The sequence below is a fragment of the Bordetella holmesii genome, assembly GCF_020735985.1.
Classification (GTDB): domain Bacteria; phylum Pseudomonadota; class Gammaproteobacteria; order Burkholderiales; family Burkholderiaceae_B; genus Bordetella; species Bordetella holmesii.
In genome coordinates this window covers 3504311-3523190 of record NZ_CP085973.1, presented here as the reverse complement: position 1 = coordinate 3523190, position 18880 = coordinate 3504311, and the positions used below count along the sequence as shown (strand labels likewise).

Annotated in this window: 15 protein-coding genes and 1 pseudogene; 8 read left to right on the top strand and 8 right to left on the bottom strand. The window is 62.4% G+C overall.

The window, feature by feature from the left end; genetic code table 11:
- Nucleotides 1-54 precede the first annotated feature (54 nt).
- From LK440_RS16950 to LK440_RS16930, 5 genes are all read right to left on the bottom strand, one after another.
- Entirely contained in the window at nucleotides 55-1128 is a 1074-nt protein-coding gene (locus tag LK440_RS16950; RefSeq protein WP_005017086.1) for an ABC transporter ATP-binding protein, read from the bottom strand.
- The gene (locus LK440_RS16945; protein WP_005017089.1) at nucleotides 1121-2890 is read right to left on the bottom strand and encodes an ABC transporter permease; all 1770 of its coding nucleotides are present in this window, start codon (nucleotides 2888-2890) and stop codon (nucleotides 1121-1123) included. The genes LK440_RS16950 and LK440_RS16945 overlap by 8 nt, the downstream gene beginning before the upstream one ends.
- Before the next feature lie 14 nt (nucleotides 2891-2904).
- Entirely contained in the window at nucleotides 2905-4014 is a 1110-nt protein-coding gene (locus LK440_RS16940) for an ABC transporter substrate-binding protein (RefSeq protein WP_005017092.1), read from the bottom strand.
- A 115-nt stretch (nucleotides 4015-4129) separates the two neighbouring features.
- Complete coding sequence (locus tag LK440_RS16935; protein WP_005017095.1) at nucleotides 4130-6619, bottom strand: sensor histidine kinase; 2490 nt, start codon at nucleotides 6617-6619, stop codon at nucleotides 4130-4132.
- Nucleotides 6606-7277, bottom strand: a complete 672-nt coding sequence (locus LK440_RS16930; protein ID WP_005017097.1) for a response regulator transcription factor — start codon at nucleotides 7275-7277, stop codon at nucleotides 6606-6608. Before LK440_RS16930 ends, LK440_RS16935 begins: the two co-directional genes overlap by 14 nt.
- 523 nt (nucleotides 7278-7800) lie before the next feature.
- Between LK440_RS16930 and LK440_RS16925 the strand changes: the two genes are divergently transcribed.
- From LK440_RS16925 to LK440_RS16890, 8 genes and pseudogenes are all read left to right on the top strand, one after another.
- Nucleotides 7801-8847, top strand: a complete 1047-nt coding sequence (locus tag LK440_RS16925) for a Gfo/Idh/MocA family protein (RefSeq protein ID WP_005017099.1) — start codon at nucleotides 7801-7803, stop codon at nucleotides 8845-8847.
- 5 nt (nucleotides 8848-8852) lie between these two features.
- Nucleotides 8853-9425 carry an acyltransferase gene (locus LK440_RS16920; RefSeq protein WP_025341272.1) on the top strand — a complete coding sequence of 191 codons (573 nt, stop codon included), beginning with the start codon at nucleotides 8853-8855 and terminating at the stop codon, nucleotides 9423-9425.
- A gap of 7 nt (nucleotides 9426-9432) precedes the next feature.
- Nucleotides 9433-10526, top strand: a pseudogene (locus tag LK440_RS16915) (DegT/DnrJ/EryC1/StrS family aminotransferase).
- Nucleotides 10523-11605 (top strand): non-hydrolyzing UDP-N-acetylglucosamine 2-epimerase, encoded by a 1083-nt coding sequence (wecB, locus tag LK440_RS16910; protein WP_005017108.1) that lies wholly within the window; start codon nucleotides 10523-10525, stop codon nucleotides 11603-11605. Before LK440_RS16915 ends, wecB begins: the two are co-directional and overlap by 4 nt.
- A gap of 24 nt (nucleotides 11606-11629) precedes the next feature.
- Complete coding sequence (locus LK440_RS16905) at nucleotides 11630-12883, top strand: glycosyltransferase family 4 protein (RefSeq protein WP_005017111.1); 1254 nt, start codon at nucleotides 11630-11632, stop codon at nucleotides 12881-12883.
- Between the two features lie 4 nt (nucleotides 12884-12887).
- Nucleotides 12888-14075 (top strand): DegT/DnrJ/EryC1/StrS family aminotransferase, encoded by a 1188-nt coding sequence (locus LK440_RS16900; protein WP_005017113.1) that lies wholly within the window; start codon nucleotides 12888-12890, stop codon nucleotides 14073-14075.
- A complete protein-coding gene (locus LK440_RS16895) occupies nucleotides 14072-14665 on the top strand; it encodes a sugar transferase (protein ID WP_005017115.1) in 594 nt (197 codons plus the stop codon). The genes LK440_RS16900 and LK440_RS16895 overlap by 4 nt, the downstream gene beginning before the upstream one ends.
- A 386-nt stretch (nucleotides 14666-15051) precedes the next feature.
- Nucleotides 15052-16989, top strand: a complete 1938-nt coding sequence (locus tag LK440_RS16890; RefSeq protein ID WP_005017117.1) for a polysaccharide biosynthesis protein — start codon at nucleotides 15052-15054, stop codon at nucleotides 16987-16989.
- On the opposite strand, the gene LK440_RS17925 is transcribed toward LK440_RS16890, so the two are convergent.
- The 3 genes from LK440_RS17925 to LK440_RS16880 all read right to left on the bottom strand — a co-directional run bounded on the left by LK440_RS17925 (nucleotide 16953) and on the right by LK440_RS16880 (nucleotide 18862).
- Nucleotides 16953-17081, bottom strand: coding sequence for a hypothetical protein (locus LK440_RS17925; protein ID WP_256374646.1), 129 nt, complete (start codon nucleotides 17079-17081; stop codon nucleotides 16953-16955). The two genes, LK440_RS16890 and LK440_RS17925, sit on opposite strands and share 37 nt — an antisense overlap.
- A gap of 41 nt (nucleotides 17082-17122) precedes the next feature.
- Nucleotides 17123-18073, bottom strand: a complete 951-nt coding sequence (locus LK440_RS16885) for an IS481-like element IS481 family transposase (RefSeq protein ID WP_005016594.1) — start codon at nucleotides 18071-18073, stop codon at nucleotides 17123-17125.
- 81 nt (nucleotides 18074-18154) lie between these two features.
- Complete coding sequence (locus tag LK440_RS16880; RefSeq protein ID WP_005017119.1) at nucleotides 18155-18862, bottom strand: DUF2157 domain-containing protein; 708 nt, start codon at nucleotides 18860-18862, stop codon at nucleotides 18155-18157.
- Nucleotides 18863-18880: the final 18 nt, after the last annotated feature.

Below are 18880 nucleotides of genomic sequence, written 5' to 3'. Positions count from 1 at the left end.
TTCAGCCCTCGAAAGCATCAGGCCGGCACAGCCGGCCTGATGCCTGGCTCCTACCTAACTGCGCGGAAAGATCCACAGGCTGTCGGCCGGCAAAGCCAGCCGATACTTCCCTGCCTCGCGCCCTTGCGGTCCATAGGCTCGCAGAGACAAGCCATCAGAGCCGCCGGCGCGAAACAAATACTCCCAACGATCGCCCAGATACATGCTGGTCGTCAGCGGCAAATCCAGATGGTTGCCATCCGCGTCGTCCTGCAGGCGCAACTGTTCGACGCGGATCACCGCCGTGGCGTCTTGCCCGGCGGACACACCCTCGGCGGCCCGGCCCCACAGCGTCCACCCCGCGCCTTCGATGCGGGCGCGACCGTCCCGCAACTCGACCACACGACCCTCGAGGCGATTGTTGCTGCCCATGAACTCGGCCGTAAACAGTGTCGCCGGCGTGCTGTACATCTCCTGCGGCGTACCCTGCTGTTCTATCTTGCCGTTGTTCAACAGCAGGATGCGATCCGAGATCGCCATCGCTTCACTTTGGTCGTGCGTGACCATCAGGGCCGACAATCCCAGCCTGACGATGAGTTCACGCAAGAAGGTTCGCGCTTCCTCACGCAGCTTGGCATCCAGATTGGAAAGCGGCTCGTCCAGCAGAATGACGGGCGGACTGTAGACGAGTGCTCGCCCTATGGCCACACGCTGTTGCTGGCCTCCTGAGAGCTGATGCGGATGGCGTTGCCCTAATTTGCCCAGTCCGAGCTGCTCAAGCACATCCGCCACACGTTGGCGCACTTCGCTGCCCGGGACACCGCGCAGCTTCAGAGGATAGGCGACGTTGTCGTACACCGTCTTGTGCGGCCAGAGTGCATAGGACTGAAATACAAGCCCCAGATTACGGTCTTCGGCCGGGACCTCCTGGCGCGAGCCGCCGTCGTACACCACACGCTCGCCGATACGGATGCGGCCAGCCTTGGGCCCTTCCAGGCCCGCAACCGCGCGCAGCAACGTCGTCTTACCGCTGCCCGATGGTCCCAGCAGGGAGACCACCTCGCCCTGGCGTAAATCCATCGACACCCCTTTCAAAACAGGGTTGTCGCCGTAGTCCAGATGCAGATCTTCGACGGAAAGCTCAATCATGAAGTTTGACTCCGAAACGCAGAGCGACGCCCAGCCCGAACACGACCAGGACGATATTGATAAAGGAAAGCGCGGCGACGATATCGATGGCGCCGGAAGCCCACAAGGACACCAGCATGGAGCCTATGGTCTCGGTGCCTGGCGAGAGCAGATAAACGCCCGTGGAGTACTCGCGCTCGAAGACCAGAAACATCAACGGCCAGGATCCGATCAGGCCGTACTTGGCCAGGGGCACGGTCACATGGCGGGTGACCTGGGCACGCGACGCACCAGTGCTGCGCGCGGCCTCTTCCAGCTCGGGGCCGACTTGCAGCAAGGTCGACGAAATCAGGCGCAGGCCATAGGCCATCCAGACCACGGTATAGGCCAACCACACACTGAAAATGGTGCTGCGCATGGCGCGCAGCCATTCGATGAAGTTATCCCGCAACCATTCAGCGAAAGGCAGCGCGGACAGCCAGCCATCCTCCAATGCGTTGTCCAGCCACATGGGCACGAACAGAAACACCCACAGAAACGCCAGGCCGGCCAACAACCCCGGCACCGCTCGCGGCACCAGCACGCTGTAGTCCAGAAATCGGGTCACGTTATCCGGCTTGCGGTGCATCGCCAGGCCGATAAACAAGTAGCAAAAGACGGCCAGCGCACCACCGAGCACACCAACGGCCACCGAATTGATGATGGCCCGGATCAGGTTGCTTTGGGAGAACACCGTACGAAACGCGTCCAGCGACAAGACGTCCAGCAACGACACGCCCATGCCCCAGTTCGACACGAAGGCTCGCAGCAGCACCCCGATCAACGGCACGATGATGGTCACCAACAGCCAGACCGCCACCACGCCACCGGCCAACCACCGCCAACGCCCAAGAGGCAAGGCACGCGCGCGAGAGGCTTTGCCTTTCATGGTGACAAAGCGATTGGCCGTCCGCATCAGACGACGCTGCAGCATGACCAGCGGGATCGTCATGGCAATCAGAACCACCGCCACGGCCGCCATCAGATGGTAGGAAGGAATGCCCAACTTGTTGGTGAGCTTGTACAGATACGTCGCCAGCACCAGATTACCTTCGGGGTCGCCCAACACCAGCACCAGCCCGAACACCTCCAGGCCGAGGAAGAAGAGCAGCACCGTGGCGTACAGCATCGCCGGGCGGACCATGGGCAGACTCACCGACGTCATCACCCGCAAGGGCGAGGCGCCACAGACCCGCGCCGCCTCCTCGACGTCGGACCCCATGCTGCGCAGCGCCGAAGAAATATAAAGATAGGCGTGCGGCACATGCGTCAGACCGGCAATGATGACGATGCTGGTGAGCGAATAAATATTCCAGGGCACCACGCCCAGTATCTGTTGCACCCACAGCGAGAAGAACCCGACCGGGCCGGCGGCGACGACATACCCGAATCCCAACACCATGGGTGAGACGAACACCGGCACCAGGATCAGCGGCTCTATCCAGCGGCGGCCGGGCAAGTCCGTGCGCACCATGAGAAAGGCCAGCATGCCGCCTAGCGGAATTGCGATGGCGGCCAGACCGAAGGCCAGGATGAAGCCGCTCTTGAGGGCTTTGTAAAAAGCCGGGTCGTCAAAAATGAAGTGGAATGCGCCCAGGCTGAAATGCTTGCCGGGAGAAAAGAAAGGCGCCGACAGAAAACTCTGGACGATGATGAACGACAACGGCACATAGATGGCCAGTGTCGTGAGCAGCACGACAACGCCGCGCGGCAGGGATTGCCATTTTCTGCGCAATGACTGCATGGAAGATCCTGTCTTCAAAGATAGGGAGGCTCGCCACCTTTCGGTGCGCGCCACTGCTTGATGAAGTCCAGGCGCTTGTTCTGCTCGAGGTACTCGAGCAGGCTGTCATTGACCGGAATGGGCTTGAGCGCCGACCCCAGCTTTTTGGTCATGCCATCCACATCGTTATCGCCATCGATGTCATCACGGATGGAGGCCATCTCCGCGCGATTGGCCACGATTTCCTGACCCTTCTTGGACAGCAGATAGTCCATCCAGAGCTTGGCGGCGTTCTTGTTCTTGGCTTTTTTGCTGATGAAGGCCACACGCGAGAGCACCAGGGCGTAATCCGTGGGGTAAACGATGCCCAGGGAGGCGTCATTCTTGGCGCGCGCCTCGGCATATGACCCAAGTATGTTGTAGCCGACTAAGTTCTCGCCTGAAGAGACCCGTTCCATCATGGTGCCGGTCGAAGACTGTACAACCAGCCCCCCCTTGGCGGTATCGCGCAGCGTGTCGAAGTAATGCGGATCATTGGCCTTGTCCTGCACGCCAAGCATGAATCCCACCGCCGACTTCTCGATGTCGTAAGTGGTGACTTTATTCTTGAATTTCTCCGGTTGGCTGGCGATCAGCTTGGCCAGCTCGGCATGCGTGCTCGGCACCTCGCCTTGCGGGATCAGTCGCTTGTTGTAGATGAACACCGCGGGCTCGTACGTCGTGCCATAGGCCGAGTCTTTCCAGACCGCCCAGTCCGGCAGTTTTCCGGCTTCCGCCGAGCGGTACTTCAACGCGTAGTCCACGGCCAGCTTCAACGCCGAATCCATGGACGAACTCCACACGACGTCACCACTGCCGCTGCCCGAGGCCTGCTCGCTGATATACCGGTTGTACAGCTCGGTGCTGTTCATGTCGTTGTACTCGACCTTCACACCCGGGAAGGCTGCCTCGAAGCCGGCGATGATAGGCGCGGCGGCTTTGGTGTCGGTCGTGGAATAGATCACGACCTTACCCTCTTTCTTGGCACCGTCGATGATCTTCTGATAGTCGGCCGGATAACCTTCTGGCACCTGTGCGCCAGCCGCGCCGGCGGCGAGCGTGAAGGCGGCCGCCATCGTGGCGGCCAAGCATGACTTGGCAAACATGGCTGTCTTCTCCGTTGGAATGATGAAACTGGCTCTTGGACCAGCCTGATTGCATCTTAGGAGACGCAATCTGTCCGCGTCCTGTCATCACACTCGGATCGGCCTCAGGAAATCCCTAGGGTTTGGCCGCCCCGTCCACTCTTTCGGGCGTATCCGTCACCAGCCTCATCCAGGTTTGCACAAAGCGGGCCTGCCGCTGCTGATCCAGCCCCACCAGCAAGGCCGGGCTCAGCGCGATGGGCTGCACGATGCCGCGCGCCTGCGGCTGCAAGGCTTGCGCCGTCCACGGACCCGGTGTGCCAGGCACCAGCGCGCCCAATGCCGCATGGTTGGCCGCGACCTGCTGGCCAGCCGGTGACAGCAACCAATCCACCAGGGTCCGTCCGAGATCGGGGTTGGGGGCCGAGCGCGCGATCAGCGCCGAACGCGCCAACACCAGCACATAATCCTGGGGCAGCACGACCCAAATGGCGCCACCGGCGGCCTGACGCGCCAAGGCATAAGAGCCCAGCAGGTTGTATCCCAGGTCCAACTCATCGCGCTCGAAGGCGTCAAGCAGTTCACCGCTGGTGGGCGCCAGGCGTACTCCCACCCTGCCCAAGGCATTGGCCAGCCCCCAAAACGCGGAGGACACCATCTCGTCCTGCTCGGCCAGGACATAACCCACATTACTAATGGCGATATCGTACGTGGCAACCCGGCCACGCAGGCTGGCGCCTTCCGTTTCCAACAGACGCAGCAACGCACGGCGCGTGCGGGGCACGGTCGCCTCGGTGAATCGACGCGGGTTATAGACGATGACGGCCGGCTCGAACGTAAATCCATAGACCTCATCCCGCCAGACCGCCCAGGATGGCAGATCACGGGCATAGGGGGATGCGTAACTGAGCGCAAATCCGTCATTGGCCAACCGTATCTGCAGGTCAGGCGCCGAGCTGATGAGCACGTCCACGTCCTTGAGCTGCCCGGCCACCGCCTCGTCGTAAAGCTCCCGGCTGTTCATCTCGCGGTACACCACGGTGACATCCGGACGCTGTGCCTGAAAGCCGCTGATCAATGGTGCGATGACCGGCGTGTCGGTCGGGCCTGCCACGGTCAAGACGCGCCCGCCGGGACGTGGTGCGGGATACCGGGTCTCCTGCACCACGCCAGCCGCCTGCGCTGGCGACGGCGGCGATGCAGACCATAGGCACAGGCAGGCCAGCAGCGCGGCGGCCAATTTGCCCGCGCCGCGGCCGCGTGCCATGGGCAAGACCACGCGCGCCTGCAGACCACCGCCCGGCCTGTCCTGCAGCCAGAGCGAGCCGCCATGAGCCTGGGCCACCGAGCGCACGATGGCCAGGCCCAGCCCCGAACCTGGCTGATCGCTGCTACCCCGCTCAAACCGCTGTTGCACCCGCTCCTTGTCGGATTCGGCAATGCCGGGCCCACGATCCAACACCGTCAACGCCACACGATACGCCGACACGGGGGTGACTTGAATCTCGACCAGCGATGCCGGCGCATGGCGCAAGGCGTTATCCACCAAATTGCGCAGCATCTCGCGCAGCGCAACGCGATCACCCATGACGCGCGCGCGCCGGACTTGCGGCGCGATGGCGATACGCACGCGTTGCGCCTCCAGTGGCCCGATACGGCGTCGGGTTTCGTTGACGGTTTCCACCACGCCGACGGCGGCTCGTTCCCCGCTGCCAAGACGATGGGCAATCGTGGCATCCATCAAAAGCTGATTGATCAGCTGACTGGCCTGGGTCGCATTCTGGTGAATACGGGCAACGCGTTCGCGCAAGCGCGCCGCATCCTGCTCCTCGAGCGCGACCTCTGCCTGCGCACGTAAAGACGCCAACGGAGTACGCACCTGGTGCGCGGCGTCCGCCACCAAGGTGTTCAGGTTATCCATCATCGTCGACAACCGGTGCATGAAGGCATTCAACGCCTCGGAAAGACGCCGGACTTCGCTGGGAACCGGAGCACGCAAAGGCGCCAGATCATCCGGGGCACGCAAGCGCAACTCCCGCTCAACGACGGCCAGCGGCGCAAACGCCCGCTGAATACCGAACCAGAGCAGAGCCAGCGCCACGACCACCACCGCCAGCAACGGCCAGAGGCTGCGATTGAGTATTTCCGCGGCCAGCGCCTGGCGCGAACCGAGCGTCTCTGCCACTCGTACCGTAACCCACCCCGCGTGCTGGCTGGCCGACACCAACCTGCCGACCGTAGCCACCCGTATGGCGTCGTCATGGTAGCGCTCGTAGGCAAAGCGCGGCACGGCGGAGTCGGCCAGCGGCAAAGCCAGCGCCAGATCTGCATAGCCCGTAATGGCGTGCCCGCTGCCGTTGAGCACCTGATAGAACACTCTTTCGCTCACGGGTAGCATGGCCAGGGAAGAAAACGGTGGCTCCACCGTGACGCCGTTGTCATCGATCTGCACCGAACCGGCGATGGTCAGCGCCGAGGCCGCGAGCAGACGATCGAAAGCCTGTTCTGCCGCGCGACCGGCGTAGGCACGCAAAAAGAAAAACAACGCGATCGAGGCGCAGGCCAGCAACAGCAGCGCCAACATGAACACCCGCCGGCGGATGGAAAAACCATCATGTCGACGCATCTGTGCGCGCCTGGTAGCCGACGCCTCGTACCGTCACGATCTCTATGCAGGCCGTCGAGAGTTTCTTGCGCAGCCGGGAAATCAGCAACTCCAGAGCATTGAGCGAGATATCCTCGGCATCGAACAACTGTGCCATCAACCGTTCCTTGGCCACCGTCTGCCCCTGCCGGGTCAGGAGAATCTCCAGCAGGCGAAACTCGCGCCGTCCAAGCTCCAGCAACTGGCCATTGATCGTCACGGTTCGACCCGACATGTCCAGGCTCAGATCACCCAGCACGACCACGCTCGAAGTCTGGCCCGTCGGGCGGCGCATCAGAGCGCGCAGGCGTGCCTCCAGTTCACGCAGGTCGAAGGGCTTGACCAGATAGTCGTCAGCGCCCAGATCCAGCATGTCGACCTTGTCTTCGATCTCCGCCCGCGCGGTCATGACCAATACGGGTGCCTCCAGCCCCGCTGCGCGCCACTCCCGGAGTACCGCATAGCCGTCCTTGCCTGGCAAGGTGATGTACAGCACCACGGCGTCCCAGGCTTGCGCGCCACCCCATTGCACGGCCGCCAAGCCATCGCGCACCCAGCGCACGCTATGTCCCGCATTGCGCAGCTTGCTTTCCACAGCGTCGCCCAGGTCGGGATTGTCCTCGACCAGCAGAATGCGCATATCTCCTCGCTTTTGTTTTTGTTCGCACGATCGCGAGTGTAGCCGTGCGGCCTCACGTGCCAGCCGCTCAACCGTCGCACACGGCACGCACGAAAGACGCACAGGTATACGGGCTGCGCGGCGACTCCAGCGCGACGTCCAGTCATGGATGACCGGCACTCTCATTTCCAGAATACGACGCGGCCATGGGCAGCGGACTTGCTACGGATTATGTCAATCGCGCAAACCAGCAAGGGAAAACCCTAGTCAGCTTCAAAATTTGAAACATAAAACATAAACAAATCTCATTGACATTTAATAATCCGGTAATTTTTCAGTTTGCGAATTCATCGCCTCACGCGGCAGACCCAATAAGAAGAATATTTCTTCGAAGATTCAGTCAATAGGGAAAAGCCCACTAGTCTTGGGAGAATTTCTGGATTCATGGTAATATTCATTGCTATTCCGTGCAATATCAGCTGTTGATGCGCCGGATTAAACCTACAACATCTATAACAATCAACGCGCGCAAATTCTCACAAAAATGACCCCTATATCAGACCGCAAAATCCGTTTTGCCTTAGTTGGCTGTGGGCGAATTTCCAAGAACCACATCGCCGCTATTGCCCAACACAATGATCGCGCCGAACTGGTCGAGGTGTGCGACACCGACCCGGCGGCCCTGAAAGCCGCTGCGCAAGCCACCGGTGCGACGCCCTACGCCTCGCTGACGGACATGCTGGCCAACAGCACCGCCGACGCCGTCATCCTCGCCACACCTTCGGGCCTGCATCCTTGGCAGGCGATCGAAGTGGCGCAGTCCGGCCGTCATGTGGTGAGCGAAAAACCCATGGCAACCCGCTGGGAAGATGGCAAACGCATGGTCAAGGCCTGCGACGAGGCCGGTGTGCGCCTCTTCGTGGTCAAGCAGAACCGCCGCAACGCCACGCTGCAACTACTCAAGCGCGCAGTCGAGGAAAACCGCTTCGGCCGCATCTACATGGTGACGGTCAACGTGTTCTGGACCCGCCCCCAGGAGTACTACGACGCTGCCCGCTGGCGCGGCAAATGGGAATGGGACGGCGGCGCCTTCATGAACCAGGCCAGCCACTATGTGGATTTGCTGGATTGGATCATCGGACCCGTCGAAAGCGTCTACTCGTACACGGGCACCCTGGCGCGTCGCATCGAAGCCGAGGACACCGGCGTGACCGCCCTGCGCTGGCGCCATGGCGCCATGGGTTCCATCAACGTCACCATGCTGACCTACCCGCAGAACCTCGAAGGTTCCATCACCATCCTGGGTGAAAAGGGAACGGCCAAGGTGGGCGGCGTGGCCGTTAACCGCATCGACGAATGGAAATTCGCCGAACCGCATCCGGACGACGACAACGTGCGGGAAGCCAGCTATGAGACCACCTCGGTCTATGGCTTCGGTCATCCGCTCTATTACGACAACGTCATCCGCACCCTGCGAGGCGAGTGCGAACCGGAAACCGATGGCCGCGAAGGGCTGCAGTCGCTTGCGCTGCTCACCGCCATGTACCGTTCGGCACGCGATGGCGTGCGCGTACCCCTGCCCCTGGATTGACATCCATCATGAGTATCCATCCAAGTGCAATCGTCGACGAAGGCGCCCGCATCGGTGCGGGGACCCGCGTCTGGCATTGGGTTCATGTCTGCGGCGGCGCCGAGATCGGCGAGAACTGTTCGCTCGGCCAGAATGTATTCGTGGGCAATCGCGTGCGCATCGGCAACCGCGTCAAGATCCAGAACAATGTCTCGGTCTATGACAACGTCTTCCTCGAAGACGATGTGTTCTGCGGCCCCAGCATGGTCTTCACCAACGTCTACAACCCGCGCGCGGCCATTGAACGCAAGAGCGAATACCGCGACACCCTGGTCAAACAGGGCGCTACGTTGGGTGCGAACTGCACCATCGTCTGCGGCGCGACCATCGGCCGCTATGCCTTCATCGGCGCCGGCGCGGTGGTCAACAAAGATGTCCCCGACTTCGCGCTCATGGTGGGCGTTCCCGCCCGGCAGATTGGTTGGATGAGCCGTCACGGCGAACAGCTTGATCTGCCCCTGAGCGGCGATGGCCAGGCCACCTGCGCGCATACCGGCGAGCACTACATCCTCACAAACGGCGTCTGCCAACTGGCTTGAGTCCACCATGCAATTCATCGACCTGAAGAAGCAGTACCAGGCCCTGCGCGACCCGATCAATACGCGGATACAGCAAGTGCTGGACCACGGGCAGTACATCATGGGCCCCGAAGTCAAAGAGCTGGAATCCGCCTTGTCCGCCTACACCGGCGCCAAGCATTGCGTCACGGTCGCCTCCGGTACCGAAGCCCTGCTCATCGCGCTTATGGCCCTGGGCGTGAAGGCCGGCGACGAAGTCATCACCACGTCCTTTACCTTCGTGGCAACCGCCGAGGTGATCGCCTTGCTGGGCGCGGTACCGGTCTTCGTCGATGTCGAACCGGACACGTGCAACATCAAGGTCGCGGATATCGAGTCGCGCATCACGCCGCGAACCAAGGCCATCATTCCGGTATCGCTCTACGGCCAGTGCGGCGACATGATGAGGTCAATGCCATCGCCGACAAGCACGGCATCCCGGTCATCGAGGACGCCGCGCAAAGCTTTGGTGCAACCTATAAGGGCAAAAAGAGCTGCAATCTGTCGACCATCGGCTGCACCAGCTTTTTCCCGAGCAAGCCGCTGGGCTGCTATGGCGATGGCGGCGCCCTGTTTACCAACGACGACGCGCTGGCCCAGGCCATGCGCGAGATCCGGGTACACGGCCAGTCCGGCCGCTACTATCACACGCGCATCGGCGTGGGCGGCCGTATGGACACCCTGCAATGCGCCGTCGTGCTCGGCAAGCTGGAACGATTCGACTGGGAAGTGCAGGAACGCCTGCGCATCGGCGCGCGCTACCAGGCGCTGCTGGCCGATCTGCCGGCCGGCGCCCGCACCGTAACCGTGCGTCCCGACCGTGACAGCGTCTGGGCGCAATTCACGGTCATGGTGCCCGATCGCGACAACGTCATCGCCAAGCTCAAGGACGCGGGCATTCCGACGGCCGTGCACTATCCACGCCCCATCCACGCTCAGCCCGCGTACGCCCAATTTGCCGCCGGCGACACGCCCGTCTCCGACACGCTGGCCGCCACGGTCATGAGCCTGCCCATGCATCCCGACCTGGACCAGGCCACGCAGGACCAGATCGTGTCCGCTCTCAAACAAGCGCTGCAATGAGCAAAAAGGTACTTACCGTTCTCGGGGCTCGGCCCCAATTCATCAAGGCCAGCGTGGTCTCGGCGGCCATCGCCGCCCACCCTGGCCTGCAAGAAGTCGTGGTTCATACCGGACAACATTTCGACGCCAATATGTCGGATGTTTTCTTCGAGGAGCTGGGTATGCAACCGCCAGCGCATCACCTCGACATCCACGGCGGCGGCCATGGCGACATGACCGGACGCATGCTCATCGAGCTCGAACGTGTCATGCAGCAAGAGCAGCCCGACATCGTCCTGGTCTACGGCGACACGAACTCGACGCTGGCAGGAGCGCTGGCGGCAGCCAAGCTGCATATTCCGGTCGCTCACGTAGAAGCGGGCCTGCGCTCTTTCAATATGCGCATGCCCGAAGAAATCAACCGCATCCTGACTGACCGCGTCTCGACATGGCTGTTCACGCCCACCGATAGCGCAAGCCGGCATCTGCAGTCCGAAGGGATCCGCGGCGACAGCGTGGTTCAGGTCGGAGACGTCATGTTCGATGTGGCGCTGCATCACGGCCGCCGTGTGACACAGGATGGTGGCCTGCTGGCCCGACTGGGCCTGACGGCCGGCGGGTATATCCTGGCGACCATCCATCGCGCCGAGAATACCGACCACCCGGAGCGCCTGAACGTCATCGTCAATGCCTTGCTGGCCCTGGCTGTCGAGCGTGCCGTGGTGTGGCCGCTACATCCCCGCACGCGCGGCATCCTGCAACGCTTGAACCTGCTCGACGCCCTGGCGCAGCGGGTACAGCTGATCGATCCAGTGGGCTACCTGGACATGGTGCAACTGGAAAAGTACGCCGCGCTCATCGCCACGGACTCAGGCGGCGTGCAAAAGGAAGCCTTCTTCCACCGCGTGCCTTGCGTGACGCTGCGTGACGAAACCGAATGGACCGAACTGGTCGATGCCGGCTGGAACCGGCTGGCGCCGCCCACCCGCGAGCAGGACATCGTCGATGCGGCTGAGCGTGCGCTGCACGAAACGCCCCAGGACGTTCAACCCTACGGCGACGGACAAGCCGCGCGCAAGATCGCCGACGCGCTGGCATAAGCCAGCGCTTGCGGGCCGTCCACCATGCGCATTCTCCTGATCAATCATTATGCAGGCTCGCCGCGCTACGGCATGGAGTTCCGCCCGTATTACTTCGGGCGCGAATGGCTGGCTCAAGGGCATGAGGTCAAGGTTGCCGCGGCCAATGTATCGCACGTGCGCGCGCATGCGCCCCAGACCCGGGGCCGGCTGACACGCGAATGGATCGAAGGCATCGAATACCTTTGGTATGCCACGCTGCCCTATCAGGGCAATGGGGTCCGGCGCCTGCTCAATATGCTGCAGTTCAGTGCGCGGCTGTATCGCCTTCCCTCTGATCTGCACGGCTGGCGGCCCGACGTCGTCGTTGCCTCGTCCACCCACCCGTACGACATTCTGCCGGCCGCACGCCTGGCACGCCTGACCGCCGCCCGCCTGATCTTCGAGGTCCATGATCTGTGGCCCTTGACGCCGAAACTGCTGGGAGGGTTCGGCGCCTGGCACCCCATGATCGCTAGCATGCAGTTCGCCGAAGACTATGCCTACCGGCATGCCGACCTGACCGTCTCCATGCTCCCCTGTGCCTTACCCCACATGCACAGCCGAGGGCTCGATCCGGCGCGCTACGCGCATGTGCCCAACGGCGTGCCGGTGGCCGAGTACAGCGCGCCCGATTTCAGCAATGCGGACTATCTGCGCGTACGCGCCCAGATCATGCAGCTGCGGGAGCAGTGCGATTTCATCGTCCTCTATGCCGGCACACATGGTCATGCAAATGCGCTGGACATGTTGCTGTTGGCCATGGCGCAATTGCGCCAGACGCCAGTTGGCCTGGTCCTGCTGGGCAGCGGACCTGACAAGGCCCGGCTGCAAGCCCAGGCTCGGGAGCTGGGGCTGCAGCATATCGCCTTCGCCGACCCCGTGCCGCGCCCGGCCGTGCAGGCCGTGATGACCCATGTCGATGCCGCCTACATTGGCCTGCGGCGCAGCCCCTTGTTCCAGTTCGGCGTCAGCCCCAATAAGCTGTTTGACTACATGCTGGCGGGCAGCCCCGTCATCCAGGCCATAGCCAGCGGCAATGATATCGTCGGGGACGCGGCATGCGGCGTATCGGTGCCTGCCGAGGACCCTCAGGCGCTGGCTCAAGCCATCCTGCGCCTGCGCGACACCCCGTTGGCCGAACGCCGCCAGATGGGCGAGCGAGGCCGCCAGTATGTTCTGGATCACCACGACTACCCGGTGCTCGCGCAGCAATTCCTCGATGCGGCGCTCGCGCGACCCGCTCCCACCAAACAGTGAACCCATGAGCGACTTCATACCCTTTGCGCTGCCGGACATCGGCGAGGAAGAGATCCAGGTCGTCGCCGACGCCATGCGCTCCGGTTGGCTCACAACCGGTCCCAACGCCAAAGCCTTCGAGCAGGAGTTCGCCGCCTACCTGGGCCACGGCGTAGAGGCCATCGCCGTGAACTCCGCAACGGCCGGCCTGCATCTGGCGCTGGAGGCCATAGGCGTGGGCCCTGGCGATGAAGTCATCACCACGACCCACACCTTCACCGCCAGCGCGGAAGTGGCTCGTTACCTGGGCGCCGAACCCGTTTTGGTGGATATCGACCCGGCCACGCTGTGTATTTCGCCGGCAGCCATCGAGCGCGCCATCACGCCGCGCACCCGCGCGATCATCCCGGTGCATTACGGTGGCTTGTCCTGCGACATGGACAGTATTCTGGACATCGCGCGTCGGCATGGCTTGCGCGTCATCGAAGATGCCGCCCATTCCTTGCCCGCCAGTTGGCAGGGCCAGCGTATCGGCACGCTGCAAAGCGACCTGACGGTATACAGCTTTTATGCCACCAAGACGCTGGCCACCGGCGAAGGTGGCATGGTCGTCACGCGGGACCCCGCGCTGGCCAAACGCTGCCGCGTCATGCGCCTGCATGGCATAGACCGCGATGCGTTCGACCGCTTCACCTCCGAGAAACCTGCCTGGTACTACGAAATCGTGGCGCCCGGCTTCAAGTACAACCTGACCGACATGGCCGCGGCCATGGGCCGCGTGCAGTTGCGCCGTGTCCAGACCATGCGCGATCGCAGAGCGGGCATTGCCGCAGCCTATGACCAGGCGTTCTGCGATCTGCCTGCCATTCTGCCGGCCTGCCCGGGCCGCACGCCTGACGTGCAGGGCCAAGCCCACCGCGCCGACGACGAGCACGCCTGGCATTTATATGTCATCCGCCTGCTGCCGCAGGCGGGAATCGATCGGGACAGCTTTATCGTGCGCATGACGGAACGCGGCATAGGCTGCAGCGTGCACTATGTGCCCCTGCATCTTCAGCCGTATTGGCGTGACCGCTACCAGCTCACGCCAGAGATGTTCCCTCATTCGCAAAACGCCTTCGAGACCATGGTGAGCCTGCCTCTGTACTCGCGCATGAGTCAGACCCAAGTCGAGAAAGTGACCCGAACGGTGCGTGAACTGCTCGGGCAATGATCAAGCGCGCCTTCGATCTGCTGTGTTCACTGATCGGGCTGCTGCTGCTGTCGCCGCTGCTGTTGCTGGTGGCCATGGCCATCAAGCTCGACAGCCCCGGACCGGTATTCTTTCGGCAGGAACGCATAGGCCGCGAGGGGCGGCCCTTTCGCATCCACAAACTGCGCAGCATGACCGACCGGCAGCCGGCGCAGGTCAGCCAGATCACCATCGGAGCCGACGCACGCATCACCCGGGTCGGGGCGCTGATACGGCGCTGGAAACTCGACGAACTGGTCCAGTTGATAGACGTCATGCAGGGCACGATGAGCCTTGTTGGGCCGCGGCCGGAAGTCGCGCGCTATGTCGCCCTCTATCCGGACGAGGTCGCCGCGATCGTGCTTTCCGTGCGGCCCGGCATCACTGATCCGGCCTCGATTCACTTTCGCAATGAGAATGAACTGCTTGGCGGCTCGGCGGATCCGGAAGCAACCTATCGGGACGTCATTCTCCCCGAAAAACTGAAGCTGCAAGTAGCCTATGTCCGAGAACAATCCTTTCTCGGCGATTTGGCCATTATCGTGCGGACCGTTATCAGCCTAGGCCGCTGATGCAGGGCGACCACCGGGCTATCGTATTCAGGGACGGGAGGCGACCGGGCGAGCGCGGGTCTCGGCTGGGCTGCTTTCCTGCGACGTAGAGACGGCCTTTCATCGATACCGTCGCACCTTCAGCCAACTTTCAGGCATGATCGGTGGCGTGCCCACCCCGACGTATCGGGCAACATCCATATATCCTCCAACTTAGGACCGTTGCACTCAACTACCCCCCTCGCCCGGTTGCAGCACCCAAGCGGGTTTGACTCGCGCCGCTCGCAACCCTGGGCGCTGTGCTCGACGCGTTTTCATGTAGGCTGGAGCGTTGGCGCCCAAAGCACCTGCAACCCGAGCTATCGCTAAAATTGCTGCCTCACCACCCTTAATCGCACGACCTATTGATGATTCTTCCGTATCCCGTCAGGCGCCTGTTTGTCGATCTGCCACGAGCCGTCAAGCAATTGCTGGCCATCGTGCTCGACGCAGTCATCCTGCTGTTCGCCTTTCATTGCGCTCTTTGGCTACGGTTCGAACTCTTTTTCGTCACCCAGCAATACTTCTTTCTGTCGCTGCTTGCCTGTGCCGGGGGGCTCGCTGCCCTGGGCGCCTTCGGCGTCTATTTCTACATCCTGCGCTACATGAGCGAGCGGGTGGTCGCCGCCATCCTGGGCGGCATCCTGGTCTCCGTCATGGTGGTCACGGCAGGCAACACCTTTTTGCAACTGTCCACGCTGTCACGCGGCGTGCTGGTCATTTACGCCGCGCTGGCATTGGTCGGCCTGATCGGTATCCGGCTGTTCGCCCGCAAGCTGCTGTTTCCGGCCGACCACCACATGGCCGATCCCCGCATCCCAGTGCTTATCTATGGCGCCGGCGGCGCGGGTTCGCAACTGGCAGCCGCGTTGCGAGCCGGGCCCTACTATCGCCCGGTCGCCATGCTGGACGACGATCGCCGCAAACATCGTCTGGTGGTGTCTGGCCTGCGCGTCTATCCCCCGGAGCAGCTCTCGCGCCTGATCGACCGTCACAACGTGCGGCAATTGCTCATCGCCATTCCTTCGGCCACGCCCCCCCAGATCCGCGCCATCGTCGAAGCCGCCGAACCCTATCGGCTGCGCATTCGTCTGGTGCCCAGCATGCGAGAGCTCATCGATCCGGCCAACGGCGTACGATTGCGCGACGTGCAGGTCGAAGATCTCCTGGGCCGAGATCCCGTAGCTCCAATCACATCCCTGCTGGGTCAGTGCGTCACGGATCGCAGCGTTATGGTCACCGGTGCTGGCGGCTCGATAGGCGCCGAACTTTGCCGACAGATCCTGGCTCTCAGACCTAGCAAACTGGTCCTGCTCGAGATCTCTGAACCGGCGCTCTACACCATTGAACAGGATCTGCGTCTGCGCTACCCCAGCATCGACATTATTGGCGTGCTGGGTTCGGTACGTGACCCTAACCACTGCCTGGCCCAGTTGCGCCGGCATAACGTGCAGACCATCTACCATGCGGCCGCCTATAAGCATGTCCCCATTGTCGAGCAGAATGTTGAAGAGGGTATACGCACCAATGCCTACGGCACATTGAGCATCGCCCAAACCGCCATCCAGGCGGGCGTACAGGACTTCGTGCTCATTTCCACAGACAAGGCCGTCCGCCCCACTAACGTCATGGGGGCCTCCAAGCGCCTAGCCGAACTGGTGCTTCAGGCCCATGCCCAAGTGCAAGACCAGACCCGCTTCTCCATGGTCCGCTTCGGCAACGTACTCGGAAGCTCGGGCAGCGTGGTGCCGCTCTTCCGGCGCCAGATCCTCGATGGCGGTCCCATCACGCTGACCCACCCCGAAATCACACGCTATTTCATGACCATTCCGGAAGCCGCCCAATTGGTCCTACAAGCCGGCGCTATGGGCGAATCCGGCTCGGTTTTCGTGCTCGACATGAGCGAGCCGGTGCGCATTCGGGACTTGGCTGAGCGCATGATCCGCATCTACGGCCTGACCGTCAAAAATACCGACCAACCCGATGGCGATATCGAAATCCGCATCACTGGTCTGCGTCCCGGCGAAAAATTGTACGAAGAACTACTCATCGGCGACAACTCGCAACCGACCCTGCACCCGCGCATCATGCGCGCAACAGAATACAACATCCCCTACGAGACACTCATGAGCCAGTTAAGCCTGCTAGACAGCACTCTGCAGGCCGGCGACGTGCACAGTATCGTAACCCTCCTGCGCCAAATCGTGCGAGAGTACACGCCGGTTGAAAACGGCTGCGTCGGTGTTCACCCCCGAAGCAGCCCGCAAGGCTACAGCGAGGCAAGCAGCTCGGCCAGCCGACGGTGATTAAGTGCCGTATTGAAGAAGCGCCGCTGCGTATCGTGGGCGGCCTGGCGCATGCCGGCATAGGCGTGGCCGTCGTCCAGAAGTCGGGCCATGCACCGCGCCACCTCGTCCGTATCTGGCTGTGGCGGCACGCCTAGCTGTGAACTGTCAATAGGTTGTATTCGTCCAGGTTGAGTCTGGAGATGGGTACAGCGCGCCCGATGCCTTGGTGGGGTCGATGCCAGTTGTAGTGGTGTAGCCAGGATTTCATGGCATCGGCTCGGTGTTGGGAGTTCTGGTAGGTGTGAGCGTAAGCCCACTCACGCAAGGCCGACTGGATGAAGCGTTCGGCCTTGCCATTGGTCTGTGGGCGGTAAGGTCGGGTAAAGCGGTGCTTGATGCCCAGCTCATGGCACAGCGCGGCGAAGGCGCGGCTGCGAAAGGCCGAGCCATTGTCGGTGAGCAAGCGCTGGATGGTCACGCCCAGGCGCTGGTAGTAGGCCACTGCGTCCTTGAGGAACTGGACGGCGCTGGGGAAGCGCTCGTCGGGGTGGATGTCGGTGAAGGCCACGCGGGCGTGGTCATCGATGGCCACGAAGACGAAGTCCCAGCCGGCCCCCTCAACGGTATCGCGTCGGTTGCCCGTGACCCGGTGGCCAGGGCGCTGGATACGTCCCAGCTTCTTGATGTCGATGTGCAGCAGATCGCCGGGGGCCTGATGCTCGTAGCGCACCACCGGCTCGGCCGGCTCCAGGTCGGCCAGGTGCGACAGACCGGCGCGGGCCAGGACGCGGCTGACGGTGCTGGCTGACACGCCCAGCGCCTGGGCGATGCGCACTTGGGTCAGCCGCTTGCGGCGCAGCTCCACGATAGCCAGCGCCTTGGCCGGCGCAATCGCTCGGGGCGAGACCGTCGGGCGCGAGGACGCATCGGCCAAGCCCGCCTGGCCCTGAGCCAGGAAGCGGCCCAGCCATTTGCGCACAGTCGGCGCGGTGACCCCATAGGCGCGGGCCGCTTCAGGCACACAAACTTGATGGGCGATCAATTGCTGGACCATTTCGAGGCGACGTAGGAAGGTCAATCGGGCATGCTTATGGGTGTTCATCCGGCCGGGCTCCTTGAGTGAACTGGGGGGTTGGCGATTTCCAGTTTCTCAAATCCGGTTCGGATGAACCATGCATACAACCTATTGAATCTTCACAGCTAGTCCGGTTACCTTACCCTGTCCGCCAATGAAGACATCGCCGAGCAGCAAGGGCAGCACCAGGGCGGTCAAGGCGAGAAACGCCAATACCCGCGGCCCCACGCGTGTCTGGATGTGGCGCCAGCGCACCACCGCCTCCCAAATGCCCAGCATGATGAGATTGGCCAGGGCCATGACCAACGCAATAAAAGCGGGGTCGGATAGCTGTTCCCACCACACGAGCAGATGCTCACCGATCCACAGAGCCAGTGCGGCATTGACGACCAGGCACCAAAGCAACCAAAGTATCTGGGTGCCGGCCGCCAGCGCCCAGGGCAGCATCAACACCGCCCACCAGGCAAAAAGCTCCCACGTATCGGCGCCCGTCTGGTAGGTTTGCCCAAGTAGCGCCAGCAGGGCGCCCAGCAACAGGCCGGACAGCGTGAGCACGGCGCCCGCGGCGCGTTGCCGCATGCGTTCCGTCCCCCGAAGGCGCAGAGCCAGCCAGACACTCAGCAGCACCGAGATGGTTAAAAGGCCTTGCGCCAGAGTAAAACGACGAATGACGGTCATGCCGGGCCAGTTGGCAGCTACCCAGCAGATCACCCCGCTGCCCAGCAGCAAAACTGCCAGCCAAAGCGTAGTCCGACCGAGAAATTGACGCCATGCATGAAGTTCCGATCCCGCTTGTTGAGTGGTGCCGACTTGCATCTCGCGAATCTCCCCTCT